This is a genomic window from Priestia sp. ST2 (assembly GCF_055810735.1).
Genome location: NZ_JBVVNT010000002.1, coordinates 221,132 through 235,347, shown reverse-complemented (window position 1 = coordinate 235,347; position 14,216 = coordinate 221,132). Strand labels below are relative to the sequence as shown.

General features: G+C 37.7%; 17 protein-coding genes. 4 read left to right on the top strand and 13 right to left on the bottom strand.

Features of this window, described 5'->3' with window-relative positions; genetic code table 11:
- Window positions 1-45: 45 nt before the first annotated feature.
- The 4 genes from AC0KUU_RS07615 to AC0KUU_RS07600 form a co-directional block, all read right to left on the bottom strand.
- Window positions 46-537, bottom strand: coding sequence for a GNAT family N-acetyltransferase (locus AC0KUU_RS07615; RefSeq protein ID WP_136789211.1), 492 nt, complete (start codon window positions 535-537; stop codon window positions 46-48).
- 90 nt (window positions 538-627) lie between these two features.
- Window positions 628-1,215 (bottom strand): cysteine hydrolase family protein, encoded by a 588-nt coding sequence (locus tag AC0KUU_RS07610; protein ID WP_043982818.1) that lies wholly within the window; start codon window positions 1,213-1,215, stop codon window positions 628-630.
- Between the two features lie 21 nt (window positions 1,216-1,236).
- Complete coding sequence (locus AC0KUU_RS07605; RefSeq protein WP_034651653.1) at window positions 1,237-1,545, bottom strand: cupin domain-containing protein; 309 nt, start codon at window positions 1,543-1,545, stop codon at window positions 1,237-1,239.
- Window positions 1,520-2,287, bottom strand: a complete 768-nt coding sequence (locus AC0KUU_RS07600; protein WP_098249603.1) for a YqcI/YcgG family protein — start codon at window positions 2,285-2,287, stop codon at window positions 1,520-1,522. The genes AC0KUU_RS07605 and AC0KUU_RS07600 overlap by 26 nt, the downstream gene beginning before the upstream one ends.
- Before the next feature lie 152 nt (window positions 2,288-2,439).
- Between AC0KUU_RS07600 and AC0KUU_RS07595 the strand changes: the two genes are divergently transcribed.
- Window positions 2,440-3,081 carry a LysE family transporter gene (locus AC0KUU_RS07595; RefSeq protein ID WP_043982821.1) on the top strand — a complete coding sequence of 214 codons (642 nt, stop codon included), beginning with the start codon at window positions 2,440-2,442 and terminating at the stop codon, window positions 3,079-3,081.
- Here the strand turns inward: AC0KUU_RS07595 and AC0KUU_RS07590 are convergent.
- The 4 genes from AC0KUU_RS07590 to AC0KUU_RS07575 all read right to left on the bottom strand — a co-directional run bounded on the left by AC0KUU_RS07590 (window position 3,067) and on the right by AC0KUU_RS07575 (window position 9,247).
- Window positions 3,067-3,888 carry an alpha/beta fold hydrolase gene (locus tag AC0KUU_RS07590; RefSeq protein ID WP_043982823.1) on the bottom strand — a complete coding sequence of 274 codons (822 nt, stop codon included), beginning with the start codon at window positions 3,886-3,888 and terminating at the stop codon, window positions 3,067-3,069. The genes AC0KUU_RS07595 and AC0KUU_RS07590 overlap by 15 nt on opposite strands.
- Before the next feature lie 212 nt (window positions 3,889-4,100).
- Window positions 4,101-6,527, bottom strand: a complete 2,427-nt coding sequence (gene parC / locus AC0KUU_RS07585) for a DNA topoisomerase IV subunit A (RefSeq protein ID WP_322552088.1) — start codon at window positions 6,525-6,527, stop codon at window positions 4,101-4,103.
- Complete coding sequence (gene parE / locus AC0KUU_RS07580) at window positions 6,524-8,500, bottom strand: DNA topoisomerase IV subunit B (protein WP_043982827.1); 1,977 nt, start codon at window positions 8,498-8,500, stop codon at window positions 6,524-6,526. The genes parC and parE overlap by 4 nt, the downstream gene beginning before the upstream one ends.
- 333 nt (window positions 8,501-8,833) lie before the next feature.
- Window positions 8,834-9,247: a CoA-binding protein gene (locus tag AC0KUU_RS07575; protein WP_013057242.1), complete on the bottom strand. Its 414-nt coding sequence runs from the start codon at window positions 9,245-9,247 to the stop codon at window positions 8,834-8,836.
- 205 nt (window positions 9,248-9,452) lie between these two features.
- Between AC0KUU_RS07575 and plsY the strand changes: the two genes are divergently transcribed.
- Both plsY and AC0KUU_RS07565 read left to right on the top strand, forming a co-directional pair.
- The gene (plsY, locus tag AC0KUU_RS07570; RefSeq protein ID WP_043982828.1) at window positions 9,453-10,046 is read left to right on the top strand and encodes a glycerol-3-phosphate 1-O-acyltransferase PlsY; all 594 of its coding nucleotides are present in this window, start codon (window positions 9,453-9,455) and stop codon (window positions 10,044-10,046) included.
- A 379-nt stretch (window positions 10,047-10,425) separates the two neighbouring features.
- Window positions 10,426-10,716 carry a HesB/YadR/YfhF family protein gene (locus AC0KUU_RS07565; protein ID WP_013057245.1) on the top strand — a complete coding sequence of 97 codons (291 nt, stop codon included), beginning with the start codon at window positions 10,426-10,428 and terminating at the stop codon, window positions 10,714-10,716.
- Window positions 10,717-10,757: 41 nt separating this feature from the next.
- Here the strand turns inward: AC0KUU_RS07565 and AC0KUU_RS07560 are convergent, their stop codons facing one another.
- The 3 genes from AC0KUU_RS07560 to tlp form a co-directional block, all read right to left on the bottom strand.
- A complete protein-coding gene (locus AC0KUU_RS07560) occupies window positions 10,758-11,180 on the bottom strand; it encodes an acyl-CoA thioesterase (RefSeq protein ID WP_237074961.1) in 423 nt (140 codons plus the stop codon).
- A 78-nt stretch (window positions 11,181-11,258) separates the two neighbouring features.
- Window positions 11,259-12,686 (bottom strand): phospholipase D family protein, encoded by a 1,428-nt coding sequence (locus tag AC0KUU_RS07555; protein WP_043982830.1) that lies wholly within the window; start codon window positions 12,684-12,686, stop codon window positions 11,259-11,261.
- 111 nt (window positions 12,687-12,797) lie between these two features.
- Window positions 12,798-13,040: a small acid-soluble spore protein Tlp gene (gene tlp, locus AC0KUU_RS07550; RefSeq protein WP_013083367.1), complete on the bottom strand. Its 243-nt coding sequence runs from the start codon at window positions 13,038-13,040 to the stop codon at window positions 12,798-12,800.
- Window positions 13,041-13,212: 172 nt separating this feature from the next.
- On the opposite strand from tlp, the gene AC0KUU_RS07545 reads away from it, so the two are divergent.
- Window positions 13,213-13,824, top strand: a complete 612-nt coding sequence (locus AC0KUU_RS07545) for a hypothetical protein (protein WP_322552089.1) — start codon at window positions 13,213-13,215, stop codon at window positions 13,822-13,824.
- 31 nt (window positions 13,825-13,855) lie between these two features.
- Here AC0KUU_RS07545 and AC0KUU_RS07540 read toward each other — a convergent pair whose 3' ends face one another.
- Together AC0KUU_RS07540 and AC0KUU_RS07535 are read right to left on the bottom strand one after the other, a co-directional pair.
- Entirely contained in the window at window positions 13,856-13,999 is a 144-nt protein-coding gene (locus tag AC0KUU_RS07540) for an acid-soluble spore protein N (protein WP_043982832.1), read from the bottom strand.
- Between the two features lie 44 nt (window positions 14,000-14,043).
- Complete coding sequence (locus AC0KUU_RS07535; RefSeq protein ID WP_013057252.1) at window positions 14,044-14,187, bottom strand: FbpB family small basic protein; 144 nt, start codon at window positions 14,185-14,187, stop codon at window positions 14,044-14,046.
- Between the last annotated feature and the right edge of the window lie 29 nt (window positions 14,188-14,216).

The following is a 14,216-nucleotide window of genomic DNA, read 5'->3' as shown; positions in this document are numbered from 1 at the left end:
ACACATGAAACTAAAACGTTACAATGTGTAAAGGTGTCATACATCTTATAAAATAAGCTGATAAAAAAGCACATCTTGCCACTGATCGAATTTCCAGCCTACTTCTTTAAATTCTCCGCAAAATGTAAAATTAAATTGCTCATGCATTTTGATACTGATATCATTCCCTTTTGTAATCCCTGAAATGACAACGTGATGGTTGAGTTCTTTAGCTAGTTCCAAAATTCGCTTCATAAGCTGTTTTCCAATGCCATACCCCTGTTGATTTTTATCAATATAAATCGATAGCTCTACCGTTTGAATGTACGCTTCTTTATCTCGATAAGAAGAAAGCGAAGCATAGCCCGCTACTACCCCATCTTTTTCTGCGACAATAAGCGGAAAAAGTTCATTGCTAATATGATTATCAAACCAGCTCCTTCTTTGCTCTACTGTTACAGGCGTTAAATCAAAAGTAGCAGCACTTGCTTGAACAGACTGGTTATAAATTTCAACAAGCATAGGTAAATCTTCTTCTTTAGCATAACGAATGATCATATGTACAAACTCCTTATAGTATAGAATTATCTTTATTTTACTTCTTTTAAGAAACATAATCTACATAAAAAACCGATGTGCGCATGCACATCAGTTATGATTTTGAGCATATTGAAAGGTTTGAAGAACTTGAAGTGTCTCTTTTGTAGAAACGACCGTTGCAAACTCCTCATGCAAAGAAGACAATGCGAATGTATGTACATCTTCTGCAGGAAGCCTTGTTTTTCCATCGTAGGACATACCATCAAAGCAAGCTGTTGCATCGTTTACAACGTACGTCCTGTACCCTAGATTTCCAGCCATGCGGGCAGTCGTAGAGACGCAGTGATTAGTAGTTAGTCCTATTAAGATAAGCGTATCATAGCCATTTGCTTTTAAATAACTGTCTAGCTCTGTTCCAATGAAGCAGCTGTTCACGTGTTTGCGAATTAAGTATTCGTCTTCTTGTGGACCAAACCCTTCTTTGAACTGAAATCCCTTCGAACTTGGGTGTAAAGGAGAATCTGGATTTTCTGATGCATGCTGTACGTGAATGACAGGATAATTTTGGCGCCTCCATGCTTGCAGTAGCGTCAGCATATGTTTTTCTGCATCTAGATTGTTTCTTTCCCCCCACTGTGGTGAATAAAACCCTTCTTGTACATCGATAAGCAGCAGCACTGGCCGGGAACGTAGCATAAGCATCATCTTCTTTCGTCTTTATTTTAAAATGGAAATAACGTATGTGCACCCATCAGGACCGGCTTTTGAGGAATGAACCGTTTGTTTCGGTAAATGTATTCGATCTCCTGCCTGACATAGAACCGTATCATGTTCAACTGTAAAGTAAATAGATCCTTCAAGTATATGAAGAATTTCATCAGTTGGATGGGTATGAGATGGGTGCGTTTGAAAAGCAATATCGTGCTGTACTTCAACATATCCAGTATACGCTGGAAGCAGTTCTTTAATTACTTCTTCAAACTTTCCGCCAACTCCTTTTTTAATAGAGGCTTTTTTTACGTCCATGCTGCTCACTCCTTTTTAATTTAAACGGACACTGTCCAGTAGTATAGTTGTTATCATCGTGTAAAAAATATTGCTTCCACTCTCGGTTTTCCTGCTGTCCATACCATCCTAATTCAGGGTGAGCTGATACGTCATCATATGTTTTTAACCGATCGCGGACCACCTTTTGTACGTGCCGCCCTATTTTTGAATCTCCTGTCATACCTTCAAACACCCACCGAGGTTGAAATGTAATCATAAATCCTCTGCTCTTACGGCTTTTACGTAAAGAATGAGCAGGCGTATTACATACGACAAAAATAGGTTCTCCGTGAAAGCAAAATTCCCATAATGGATCTTTTGGATCTTTTGGAATGTCTTGCGGCCATTTCTTTTGATCAATTTGATGAAGAAACGTCAGCGTATCCCAAAACATCGTTTCGTACTCTTCCATTGATCGTTCTTTATGTTCAGGCTTAAAGAATAACACAAAGGATGTATAGCGACCTATGGTCTTGAACGTATCTATGTATTCTCTAAGTGCCGACGCTGCATTCCTAATATCTTGGTAGTTATAAGGAGTAGTCACAAATGAAAACCGCAGTAAATCTTTTTTAAAGCCTTCTACCCCTAATATACAAGGAAATGGATTTTCTTCTGATAATATATCGCTTCGGAAATATTGAAAAGCATCTTTTCCCCAAAACGGAACATGCGTTGACTCTAAAATCTCATTGGCTCGAAAAAGCATTTTTGATGCCATTAAAACCCTCCTTATGGAACTCAACGTTACATGTGTATTAAAGAAAAGAAAGTTTATGAGCATTTTTAACTAAATGCCGCTTCTAAATTATAAAACTCTAATCTATATATATATAAGCTACTATTGGACAAGTTAGAAAGGAGGCTGTGTTTGTGGAGTGGTTTTTGATTGCTATAAAACAAATAATTCTAGGTATTAGTCTCGCAGCACCGGTAGGTCCAATTAATATAGAGATGATTAAAAAAGGGCTGACAAAAGGATTTTGGGCTTCTTGGCTAGTTGGTTTAGGGGGCATGACGGCCGACATTTTATTTATGCTCCTCATTTTAATAGGGTTAACGCCTTTTGTGCAGATGCAGGCTGTTACTGTTACCCTGTATGCAACTGGTTTTGTCATGCTCACATTTGTTGGCTTTCAAAGTATGAAACAAGCTGTTTCTCGTTCCTTTTCAATAGATGTAAATAAACCCTCTATTAAAAGAGATAAGTCGTTTTTTACAGGTTTCTTCATTGCTCTTATGAATCCTTTAAATATTGTGTTTTGGTTTGGTGTATTTGGGTCAAGCTTAAGCGAAAGCCTCCAAAGTCAAACGTGGCTATCTGTCTTTTTTCACAGTTTCTTTATTATCTTTGGCATCCTTCTTTGGAATTTAAATATTGCCAGCAGCATTCATTTCACAAGAAAATTTATCACGCCTGAGCTTCTTCGCTTTATTACGTTAGGTGCAGGTTTTTTACTTTTTTTATTTGGCTGCCAATTCGGTTTTAAATGTATATCCTTACTTATAGGCTGAGCTTTTAGCGATGAGTTCAATAAGAGTGTCATTTACTTTCTCACGTTCATCATAAAAAAGACCGTGTCCACTATTTTCAAATGGAAGAAGTGTAGAAAATGAAATATGACGATTCATAACTTTTGCAAGATCAAATGGACAAATTTGATCTTTTTTTCCGTGTAATATATATGTCTCAGTAAAAATTTGACTCAAATCTTCCCGTAAGTCTTCGTCTCGTAAAGACACTGCAGTTTTAATCGTTCCATGACCGGATGCCTCTAAACCTAAATCTTGAAACCATCCTCTAAAGGCTGAGCTGGTAGGCTGATTAAAAAACTTTTTCCCAAACTCTTCAAGCATATTAGGACGATCTCTATACGTATTTTGAATAATTGTATTTACTTCTTCAGAAGGAAGTCCATATGGAAAATCAGTTTTTTGAATAAAGCTTGGAGCCGCTGCCCCTAATAAAATTAACTTCTTCACGCCATATCCTAAATGTCTGCTCATATATCGAATAGCAATGGCTGCCCCCATAGAAAAGCCTACGAGCGTATAATTTTTAAGCTCAAGTCTTTCTACTAACATGCGAATATCATCCGCTAATTGATTATAAGAATAGCCGGTGAAAGGTGCATCTGATTTTCCGAATCCCCGAAGATCAGGAGCGATACATCGAATACCTCGGGCCGGCAACGTTGTAAATTGGTATTCGTACATTTTAGCGTTAACAGGCCACCCGTGAAGGAAAAGAACGGGTTCCCCTTTTCCAATATCTCGAACAAAAAGTTTAGTCTTAGGAGTTACGTGAATAAAATAGTTCATATATAACACCTCCTAGTGGGTCTTATATATATATGTGCAGGATAATTGGAACATTCAAAAGTTTCTTAGAGGCTTGTGTAGGAGGTGTATAATGTTTATTTGGAATAAGGAGTAGGGAAATTCTTTTATATTGTTTATTTAGAACATAGTTTAATTTAAAAATATTAGACAAAAAAAGTAGTAAAGCGTTAAAAACTTTACTACTTTTTTTGTTATTTTTCTTCCAGCCACACATCAACTAAATTGCCAGCTTCACTTTGGTCCAATACGAATGAACCGTTGCTGTATCGGTCGCTAGCTCGCATTGTAGACGGATCAACCTGCTCGATTTGACCTTTAGATGATTCCACTATCACGTAATGTTTTTTAGAAATTGCTTTTACTTTTGCAATTTGATGCGGGTTAGATTTTAGTTCTCGGACCATCACTAGCCCTCGTTTTGCTCGTGCTGATTCTTCAAACTCAGTAATTTTTGTCTTTTTCACAGCTCCTCGCTGCGTGGCGATAAATAATTCAGTTGATAGAGCTTCATCTTCATCGAAGATAACGCCGCTTACAACATAATCATCGTCTTTTAAGTTAATTCCTTTCACACCAGAAGCGCGAGTTCCTACAATATTGATTTCTTCTTCCCGGAAACGCAGTCCGTAGCCAGAACGAGTGGCAATAAACACTTGTTTTTTACCATCCGTTTGATATACATCGATTACTTCATCATCGCCTTTTAAATTAACGGCGACAAGAGCTTTGGAGTAGCGCTGTGCTTTATATTGAAGTAATTCTGATTTTTTGACCATACCATTTTTCGTAAAGAAAAGCAGATACTGATTTTCTTTGAATTCTTTCACCGGTATCGCCCGTACAATTTGCTCTTCTTTATCAATTGGAACAATGTTCATGATATGCTGCCCCATGTCTTTCCACCTGATATCAGGAAGTTCGTGCACTGGCATATATAAATAATTTCCTTTGTTTGTGAAGATGAGTAGCGTTTCGGTTGTATTAATTTCATACTTCGCTAAAATTCGGTCCGTATCTTTCATACCGAAGTCTTGCCCGTTAGACGCGGCGTAAGAACGAAGGCTTGTTCGTTTTACGTATCCGTCTTTTGTGACTGTCACTATCACTTCTTCAGATGGAACCATCACTTCTAGATTAATCTTAATTTCTTCGATTTCCGCTTCAATTTTTGAGCGGCGTTCTGTACTGTATTGCTTTTTTACACGGCGTAATTCTTTTTTGATTACATTAAAAAGTTTTTTCTCGCTATGTAAGATTTCTTCTAACTCGTTAATTTTAGCACCTAGCTCTTCGGCTTCCGCTTGTAGAGCTGTGATGTCCGTGTTTGTCAAACGGTATAATTGAAGCGATACAATCGCCTCTGCTTGAGGTTCTGTAAATTCATATTTGGCAATTAAATTATTTTTAGCGTCGCGCTTGTCTTTAGAAGCTCTAATCGTCGCAATAACTTCATCTAAAATCGACAGGGCCTTAATCAATCCCGCTACAATATGTTCACGTTCACGTGCTTTTTGCAGTTCATATTTAGAACGATTTGTTACCACTTCTCTTTGATGATCAATATAAGCATCAAGAATGTTAGCCAAACTCATAAGCTTTGGTCGCTTTTTAGCAATAGCAACCATGTTAAAATTATAAGGTACTTGCAGATCCGTATTTTTATAAAGATAGTGAAGTACTCCTTGAGCATTTGCATCTTTTTTTAATTCTACTACGATGCGCAGACCGGTACGATCCGTTTCATCGCGAACTTCAGCAATGCCTTCCACTTTTTTATCTAAACGAAGCTCATCCATTTTCTTAACAAGGTTGGCTTTGTTTACTTCAAACGGAATTTCCGTAATGACAATTTGCTGTTTTCCGCCGCGAATAGACTCCACTTCCGTTTTTCCGCGAATAATAATTTTCCCTTTACCTGTCTCGTAGGCTTTCTTAATCCCGTCTACCCCTTGAATGATTCCTCCTGTAGGAAAATCAGGACCTTGAATAGCCGTCATCAACTCTTCAATTGTACACGTTGGTTTATCAATTCGCATGATCGTTGCGTCAATTACTTCACCTAAATGATGAGGAGGAAGTTCCGTAGCGTAACCAGCTGAAATACCCGTGGATCCATTCACTAGCAAATTAGGAAACATAGCCGGTAACACAGTTGGTTCGCTGCTTGTATCATCGAAGTTAGACACAAACTCAACCGTTTGTTTATCAATATCTCGTAGAAGTTCTGCAGCAATCGATGAAAGGCGAGCTTCTGTATAACGCATTGCTGCTGGGGGGTCTCCATCAATACTTCCGTTGTTTCCATGCATTTCGATTAATACATTTCTAACTTTCCATTTTTGACTCATTCGAACCATAGCATCATATACAGATGAATCACCATGAGGGTGATAATTACCAATTACGTTCCCTACAGTTTTGGCTGACTTGCGAAAGCCTTTTTCTGCTGTATTCCCATCTACGTGCATTGCATATAAAATACGGCGCTGAACGGGTTTTAACCCGTCTCTTGCATCCGGCAGTGCACGCTCTTGAATAATATATTTACTGTATCGACCAAAACGGTCGCCTAGTACATCCTCAAGAGGTAAATCTAAAAAGCGTTCTGTTTGTGTCATTGTACGTCCTCCTCTGCGACCGTTAATACATTTTCATTATCTAAAATATTTGGATCTTCTTCTAATCCAAACGCTACGTTGCTTTCAATCCATTTTCTGCGAGGTTCTACTTTATCGCCCATCAAAGTGGTCACACGACGATCAGCGCGAGCGGCATCATCAATACGAACACGAATCAGCGTACGCGTCTCTGGGTTCATTGTTGTTTCCCACAGCTGATCTGCGTTCATTTCACCGAGACCTTTATAGCGTTGAATCATATACCCTCTTCCTACCTTATCGATAGCCCCTTGCAATTCTTCGTCACTCCATGAATATTCAACCACTTCTTTTTTACCTGACCCTTTACTTACTTTATAGAGCGGTGGAAGAGCAATAAATACTTTTCCTGCTTCCACAAGCGGTTTCATATAGCGGTAGAAAAACGTTAGCAGAAGCACTTGAATATGAGCGCCATCCGTATCCGCATCGGTCATGATGACTATTTTATCGTAGTTAATATCATCGATGGTGAAATCTGCTCCTACTCCTCCGCCTATCGCGTGGATGATCGTACTAATTTCTTCGTTTTTAAAAATATCTTGAAGCTTGGCTTTTTCGGTATTGATAACCTTCCCTCGCAGTGGCAGCACAGCTTGAAAGCGGCGATCCCTTCCTTGTTTTGCTGAACCTCCGGCGGAATCCCCTTCGACTAAGTACAGTTCGTTTCGCTGAGGATTTCTTGATTGCGCAGGCGTTAACTTTCCACTTAGAACGGTTTCTTGACGCTTTCGTTTCTTCCCGTTTCTTGCATCTTCTCTTGCCTTTCGTGCTGCTTCACGCGCTTGAGCAGCTTTGATTGCTTTTTTTACAAGAAGAGAGCTTACGTCCGGGTTTTCTTCTAAGAAATAGGCAAGTTTTTCAGAAATAACTGAATCTACGGACGAACGAGCTTCACTTGTACCTAACTTTCCTTTTGTTTGTCCTTCAAACTGAAGCAACTCTTCAGGTATTCTAACGGAAACGATGGCTCCCAAGCCTTCTCGTATATCCGTTCCTTCTAAGTTTTTGTCTTTTTCTTTTAGCAGGCTTACTTTACGGGCGTATTCATTAAATGCACGCGTCATAGCGCTTTTTGCACCGGACTCATGCGTTCCACCATCCTTGGTACGAACATTATTAACGAATGATAAAATGGTTTCAGAATAACCATCATTAAATTGAAAGGCAAATTCAACTTCAATATTATGATGAATCCCTTCAAAAAAGACGACTGGATGAAGTGAATCTTTTTCTTCATTTAAATATGAAACGAAGGCTTGAATACCCGTTTCATAATGAAAGATATCGTGACGATCATGTCTTTTATCGATTAACTCTATTTTGAATCCTTTTAACAGGAAAGCCGATTCGCGGAGCCGTTCACACAGCGTATCATAATTATACACAGTTGTTGAAAAGATCGTGGCATCCGGTTTGAAATGAATCGTTGTTCCCGTTTTTTTCGTTTTCCCTATTTTTTCTAGCGTCGTAACCGGCTTTCCTCCATTTTCAAAACGCTGTTCATAAATAAATCCATCTCTATGAATGGTTACCGTCAACCATTCAGACAGCGCATTTACAACAGATGCACCTACTCCATGTAAGCCTCCGCTTGTTTTATATCCACCCTGTCCGAATTTACCTCCTGCATGCAAGATGGTTAAAATAACTTCAGGCGTTGGTTTTCCTAGTTTATGCATGCCCGTTGGCATACCTCGACCTTTATCTTGTACAGAAATTGAATTATCTTTGTGAATGGTTACAATAATTTCTTCTCCGTAGCCTGCTAGAGCTTCATCGACAGAGTTGTCGACGATTTCATATACTAAATGATGCAGACCTCGTGTATCCGTACTTCCAATATACATACCAGGACGTTTACGAACGGCATCTAATCCTTCTAGTACTTGAATTGCGTCTTCATTATAATTAAATTGTTGTTTCCGAGCCATTCATACTACCCCTTTCATCACAACGAACATTACTACATTATGTATGAAACACAAACGTTTGCGCTTCGTGTCTAAGAATAAATGATCATGTATCCTATCTTTTAATTTTATAGTGTTCGCACAAACAGAACGTATGTTTCTATTTTTGCGTACTTACAAGATTTTAGCACAAATTTCCGTATTATAAAAGCAATATCTTGTTTATTCATGGATTATAAGCATTATAAAGCTAGCTGTCTAACGTCTATTGTAGCGGAAACGCTCTTACTATTTCAACGCATGGTGAAACCCATGCAAGCAGTGTGCATGGGTTGGTTGTTCTGCTTATAGATCTTACTTTGTTAAAGCATGCTCAACTTTTATACAACGATCCATAACTACAGTATACCCTTTTTTAGCGAGCAGGTCATATGCTTCTTCATTAATTAAACCAGATTGTGCCCAAAATACGTCTGCGTCTACTTCTAAAAACTCTTCTGCAACTTCAAGCAAATGCTCAGAGCGGCGAAATACATTAACGATATCAATATGTCCTTCAATTTCTTTTAATGAAGATACGGCTTTTACGCCAAGCGCTGAGTTTATTGTCGGGTTCACCGGAATAATCTCGTAACCTTGCTGCTGCATGGCTTCTGAAACCATATAAGATGTTCGATGAGGGTTATCTGATAAACCTACTACAGCAATGCGCTTGCTTTTTTTTAATATTTTACCAAGCTCTTGGCGGGAAGGAATTTTAATGGACATGTCTATTACCTCTCTTAGCTATATAATATGTACTGAACAACATTCGCGATTTACAGTTGATTTCCTGCATATAGTACCCGTTTTCTCTATTTTTGTAAACGTCTTCTTTTTTTAAAATAATTGTCTCTCACCCAAAACTAGCTATGTTTTTTTAAGTATCTCATGGTAAAATAGAAACGATATAGAAATAAAGGAGCTTTCAAACATGAATTATTTATTACCTATTCTTGCCTATATCTTGGGCTCTATTCCTTTTGGACTAGTTGTTGGAAAACTAGGATACGGCATCGATATACGAGAGCATGGAAGCGGCAATTTAGGCGGGACCAACTCCTTTCGTACATTGGGTGTAAAAGCCGGAATTATCGTTACGCTGGGAGACATTCTAAAAGGAACCCTAGCAGCTTCTTTACCGCTTTTATTTAATACGAATCAAAACATTCTCTTCATTGGTTTATTTGCTGTCATTGGTCATATTTTTCCTGTTTTCGCGAAATTTAAAGGCGGGAAAGCTGTTGCCACGTCCGCCGGAGTGATTTTATGTTATGAACCTCTTTTATTTGTTTTCGTACTATTATGTTTTTTTATCTGCTTATACATAACGAAGTATGTATCACTGTCATCAATGGTTACCGGGGTATTAACCTTTATCTACACGCTATTTAAGCAAGACTACATGCTTATTATGATTATTGGTTTAATTGTAGCCTTTGTCATTTACAGACACCGCGCAAACATTACCCGAATTCTCAACAAAACAGAACCGAAAGTCACATTTTTGTCAGGCAAAAAGAAATAAGAGGAGCTTCCTCTTATTTCTTTTTTTATAACCACTTTGTAAGCGAATACATTTCTTATTTATTAGTTATACTGATACTAAAATAAGGAGGTGAATGATGTGAAGAAAAAATGCCCTATTTGCAAACGAAATAAGAAAATGGATTCACAGCTAGAAGGAAGCCGCTACTGCGTTCACTGCTGGGAAACCATTGGAAAACAATATGATTTCAAATGAAAGAATGAAACGATTTAATATAGAAATGAAGCCTTCACCTCTATATTAAATCGTTTTATTTTATTTTATCACATTCCTTCCTAGCTGGATTCGTATATATTGGTAATTTATCTACCTTTCTACTATAATAAATGTATCCGCAGTATTGGAAGGAGCATAATTAATGAAATTAACAGTAACAGAAGCAGCAGCTACGTGGTACAAAGATGAAATGATGCTAGAAGGAAACGAAACAATTCGCTTTTTTGTTCGCTACGGCGGATGCAGCAACGTTCAAAAAGGTTTTTCTTTAGGTGTAAACACAGATTCTCCTAAAAACGTTGGCGTTGAAACAAAAGTTGACGGTTTAACATTCTTCGTAGAAGATGAAGACCTTTGGTACTTTGACGGTCATGATTTGACCGTAAATTATAATGAAGAAACAAAAGAACCTGACTTTCATTACGAAGCGTAAGAAAAAAAGCATCGATTTATCGATGCTTTTTATTCTTGCGCTTAACCTTGCTTTTTGGCATCTTCATAGGCTTTATGCCATTCCGGATAATTACGGCGAATCGAAATAGGCTTAAAGTTTTCTTTTTTCACACATACGTGTGACGATGCTCCTGTTAACGCAAGTTCTTCATTTGAATTAAAAATTTCGTAGCCGTACACAACGCGTAGACCGTCATAGTTCTCAACCCAAGTATGTACTACAGCTGTCTCGCCATAATGAAGCGGCTTTTTATATGAAGCCTGTATATCAATAACTGGCGACAGCACACCGTCTCTTTCCATTTGTGCATAGCTAAAACCTAAATCACTAATAAACTGCGTTCGACCTATTTCCATCCATACTAAATAGTTAGCATGATACACAACGCCCATCTGATCGGTTTCTGCATAGCGCACTTCGATTTCTTTCTTCGACACTAGCATGATTCTACCTCCTCTTGCACTGTTCCTGTTTTATCTTACCATATAAGGAGAATATACTCCTACTAGTTTGGTTGTAACTCAATATGTTGTAAGACTAAGCACATTTTGAATGCGATATATCAGTGTTTCCAGCCGCGTCATCTTATTTTCATACTTTTTATAAGGAAGTGTATATGTGTAGTCGTTATTTGTCCATAAACGGTCAAAATAAGCGTTTAGTTCGGTCATAACCTTTTTGTTAGAAGGTCCTGATACTTTAATATCCGTTTCTAAATTCAAGTCATCTAAATTTCGTTTTGTGAAATTTGCTGCTCCTGCAATAATCGTTGCCTTTCTTTTGTTCCGAATAAATAAAGTTTTAGGATGATATTGCTCTTTTCCCGTATGATACCAGCGAACTTTAATATTGCCTTTAGATTTTTTCACAAGTTCTGCTGCTACTGGACGGTTAGGCAGTCCGAACTTTTTTCTTCCAAACGCATTTTCATTAGGATCTAAAATTAATCGTACGTTTGCGCCTTGTTTGGAAGCTTTCAAAAGCGCCTTTATTACGTCTCGATCTCCAAGATAAAACATGCCAAGCCATACATCGTCTCCTTTTTTAGCATGACGTAAATCATGTAATACGTGCTTATAGATTTTGCTTTCTGTTAACAGCTGAACATAGAGGTCTCCCTTTTCTTTTTCTTTCTTCTTGTACCGAGGTAACTTTCCTCCGTAAGAAAAATCTGACACCGCTTGTTCACTTTTCACCACATCTCCAATGATATTCCCTTTTACTTCAAAGGCCATGTTAGAATTATAAAAACTTGCATCATGAGGATTGGCAGAGGAGATAATAACGCTTTGATCTGTTGCTACTACTTTTCTATGATTAGCTTTTACATTTAACAACTTTAAATAAGCACGGACCGTCGCTTTAGGCGCATTGGTACCAAACGGATTTGTTATCCAGCCGTTTCCTTTTTCACCAAACCACTGAATAAAAGTTCTCCACACTGCAGAATACAGTGGAATGGAGTCTCTGAGCTTAGATAAATTGGTTTGCACCACTTTGATTCCGTTTAGCCGCAGTGAATCTAACCACTTTGAATCATGTGAGCCGTAGGTTGTATTGATTTCATCTGTAATAAAGACGATTTCGATAGTAGGATGTTTTCGTTTCTTTTCAATCAGCTTACTTGCAAGCGTATCACTAAGGTGAGGAAACGTTTCGCCTTGGTTATAGTAGCCGTTAAATAGAAACATATCCATAATAATAAAAGCTTTTGCGTCATCAATCGCATTCGTAACTGCTTGAAAAATATGTTGTTCAGAAACAGATGTCTGCTGGTCTTGATACGTTAGGTCTGATAAAAGAAATACATCTTCTACTTTGTGGGGCTTACTTTCGTATGAAACTCCTTTAGGCAAAGGCTTATGTGTTTGATAAGAGCCCACAATAATCAAGACGACAAGTAAACTGATCAAAATCCTTACTACTTTCTTTTTCACGTGCTTTTTCACCTACATAAACCTCTTCGCTAGTTTGTATTAGTATTGACTTACTAAAAAAATATAGAAAGAAAGCAGCTAAAACCGTTTATTTTTAGCTGCTTATTGTCGTTGCTTTATTTATTAAATCGTACCTTCGTAACCATTTTGACGAGCTTCTGACTCATCTTTTATTTCGCTGCGCATTGCTTCGATACTTACTTCGCGATTGTGATTTTTTTGCTGAATGCGCTGACGCTCTTCTTCATTGCTGCATGCAGCAGCTTCTTCTGCTTCTTCAATGTTTTTCATTGTATTTTGCACCATTGTTTGTAATTTTTCAACGTTATCACTGCGATCGTCTGGATTCGGTTTATTCCATGCCATTGTATCTTCCTCCTCAAAATAACTTTGTTACAATTGTAGTATGCCGGATTTGTTCATCTCTATAAGTGGAAAAAAATGATTTTAGTTTACATAATATAATTATAATCAAGTTAAAATGTATATATAAAACATACATAATATGGTAATATATACATACAAAGGGGGAATCTCTATGACTAAACGAATGATAACATTACTAAGCGTCATCTTTATTGCAGTGCTTGCCGTATTTTTTATGTCGCAAACCTCATTGGCATCAAAATTGACAGCAAGTGCCTTTATGAAGCCTCATCATTACTCAAGACATGAAGAAAAAATGTTAGCTGTGACAAACCTGGACTACAAAAGCAATATCATTGCATACGATGTGAAAGCTCCTAGTGACGCAAAAGAAGCTTATGTAAAAGCTACTTATTACGAAAAGGGAAAAGCAAAAGAACTTTTATTTTCAGGAGGGTTGACTGTTTCAAAAGAATTTGACATGTTTGCTATTACATATAAAATCGATGATAATACTCACAAAATTATGTTTAATGTAGGCAGCAACGATACAAACCTAGGAATAGAAGCGGAAAAGCCAAAAAAAATGAACGGCTATTCCTTTATTGGATTAGAGAAAAAACAAACGGTAAAAATGAATAAAACATATCCAGTTGCTGCTTTATTTGGTGACGATGGCAGTGGCATACGAGTTGCTCCGCTTTCAACCGACGATGAAGAAGTCGTTAAAGAGCTTATTTCGACCAATCCTTACGTTTATTTATTCACGGTAGAATTCAAATAATAAAAAGTCGCTGAATTCAGCGACTTTTTATTCACTCACCTTTGGTTTGAATAACTTGAGGATGCTTGCCGGATTTATCTTGCATTTGTTTTCCGTTATTTCCACCAGCTTCTCTCGGTTGAGTGCCGATGTGATTCGGAACAAAAGGTTTGCTTTGTTTTTTAGGATTTCCCATGCTTATCCCCTCCTCACCGTTACTCTAACCAACTTACTTTAAAGTTATTCAGCTCTTTCAAGCATACGATCTTCTAACCGCTTTTCAATTTCCATTTCAATGCGTTCAATTTCTGACTGATCTTTTAACAGCTGCGTTTTATTTTCTTGCACTAACTCTTCAAATGAACGTTTGCGTAATTTTCTCATGATTACAACACCTACTTTATGTAATTTTT

Bases quoted from the DNA above. Each gene is read 5' to 3' on its own strand.
- AC0KUU_RS07605 (WP_034651653.1), bottom strand. From the start codon at position 1,545: ATGGACGTAAAAAAAGCCTCTATTAAAAAAGGAGTTGGCGGAAAGTTT.
- plsY (WP_043982828.1), top strand. From the start codon at position 9,453: ATGAATTATTTATTACCTATTCTTGCCTATATCTTGGGCTCTATTCCT.
- parE (WP_043982827.1), bottom strand. From the start codon at position 8,500: ATGGCTCGGAAACAACAATTTAATTATAATGAAGACGCAATTCAAGTA.
- AC0KUU_RS07575 (WP_013057242.1), bottom strand. From the start codon at position 9,247: ATGTCCATTAAAATTCCTTCCCGCCAAGAGCTTGGTAAAATATTAAAA.
- AC0KUU_RS07535 (WP_013057252.1), bottom strand. From the start codon at position 14,187: ATGAGAAAATTACGCAAACGTTCATTTGAAGAGTTAGTGCAAGAAAAT.
- AC0KUU_RS07610 (WP_043982818.1), bottom strand. From the start codon at position 1,215: ATGCTACGTTCCCGGCCAGTGCTGCTGCTTATCGATGTACAAGAAGGG.
- AC0KUU_RS07565 (WP_013057245.1), top strand. From the start codon at position 10,426: ATGAAATTAACAGTAACAGAAGCAGCAGCTACGTGGTACAAAGATGAA.
- AC0KUU_RS07590 (WP_043982823.1), bottom strand. From the start codon at position 3,888: ATGAACTATTTTATTCACGTAACTCCTAAGACTAAACTTTTTGTTCGA.
- parC (WP_322552088.1), bottom strand. From the start codon at position 6,527: ATGACACAAACAGAACGCTTTTTAGATTTACCTCTTGAGGATGTACTA.
- tlp (WP_013083367.1), bottom strand. From the start codon at position 13,040: ATGGCATGGAATAAACCGAATCCAGACGATCGCAGTGATAACGTTGAA.
- AC0KUU_RS07615 (WP_136789211.1), bottom strand. From the start codon at position 537: ATGATCATTCGTTATGCTAAAGAAGAAGATTTACCTATGCTTGTTGAA.
- AC0KUU_RS07545 (WP_322552089.1), top strand. From the start codon at position 13,213: ATGACTAAACGAATGATAACATTACTAAGCGTCATCTTTATTGCAGTG.
- AC0KUU_RS07540 (WP_043982832.1), bottom strand. From the start codon at position 13,999: ATGGGAAATCCTAAAAAACAAAGCAAACCTTTTGTTCCGAATCACATC.
- AC0KUU_RS07560 (WP_237074961.1), bottom strand. From the start codon at position 11,180: ATGCTAGTGTCGAAGAAAGAAATCGAAGTGCGCTATGCAGAAACCGAT.
- AC0KUU_RS07600 (WP_098249603.1), bottom strand. From the start codon at position 2,287: ATGGCATCAAAAATGCTTTTTCGAGCCAATGAGATTTTAGAGTCAACG.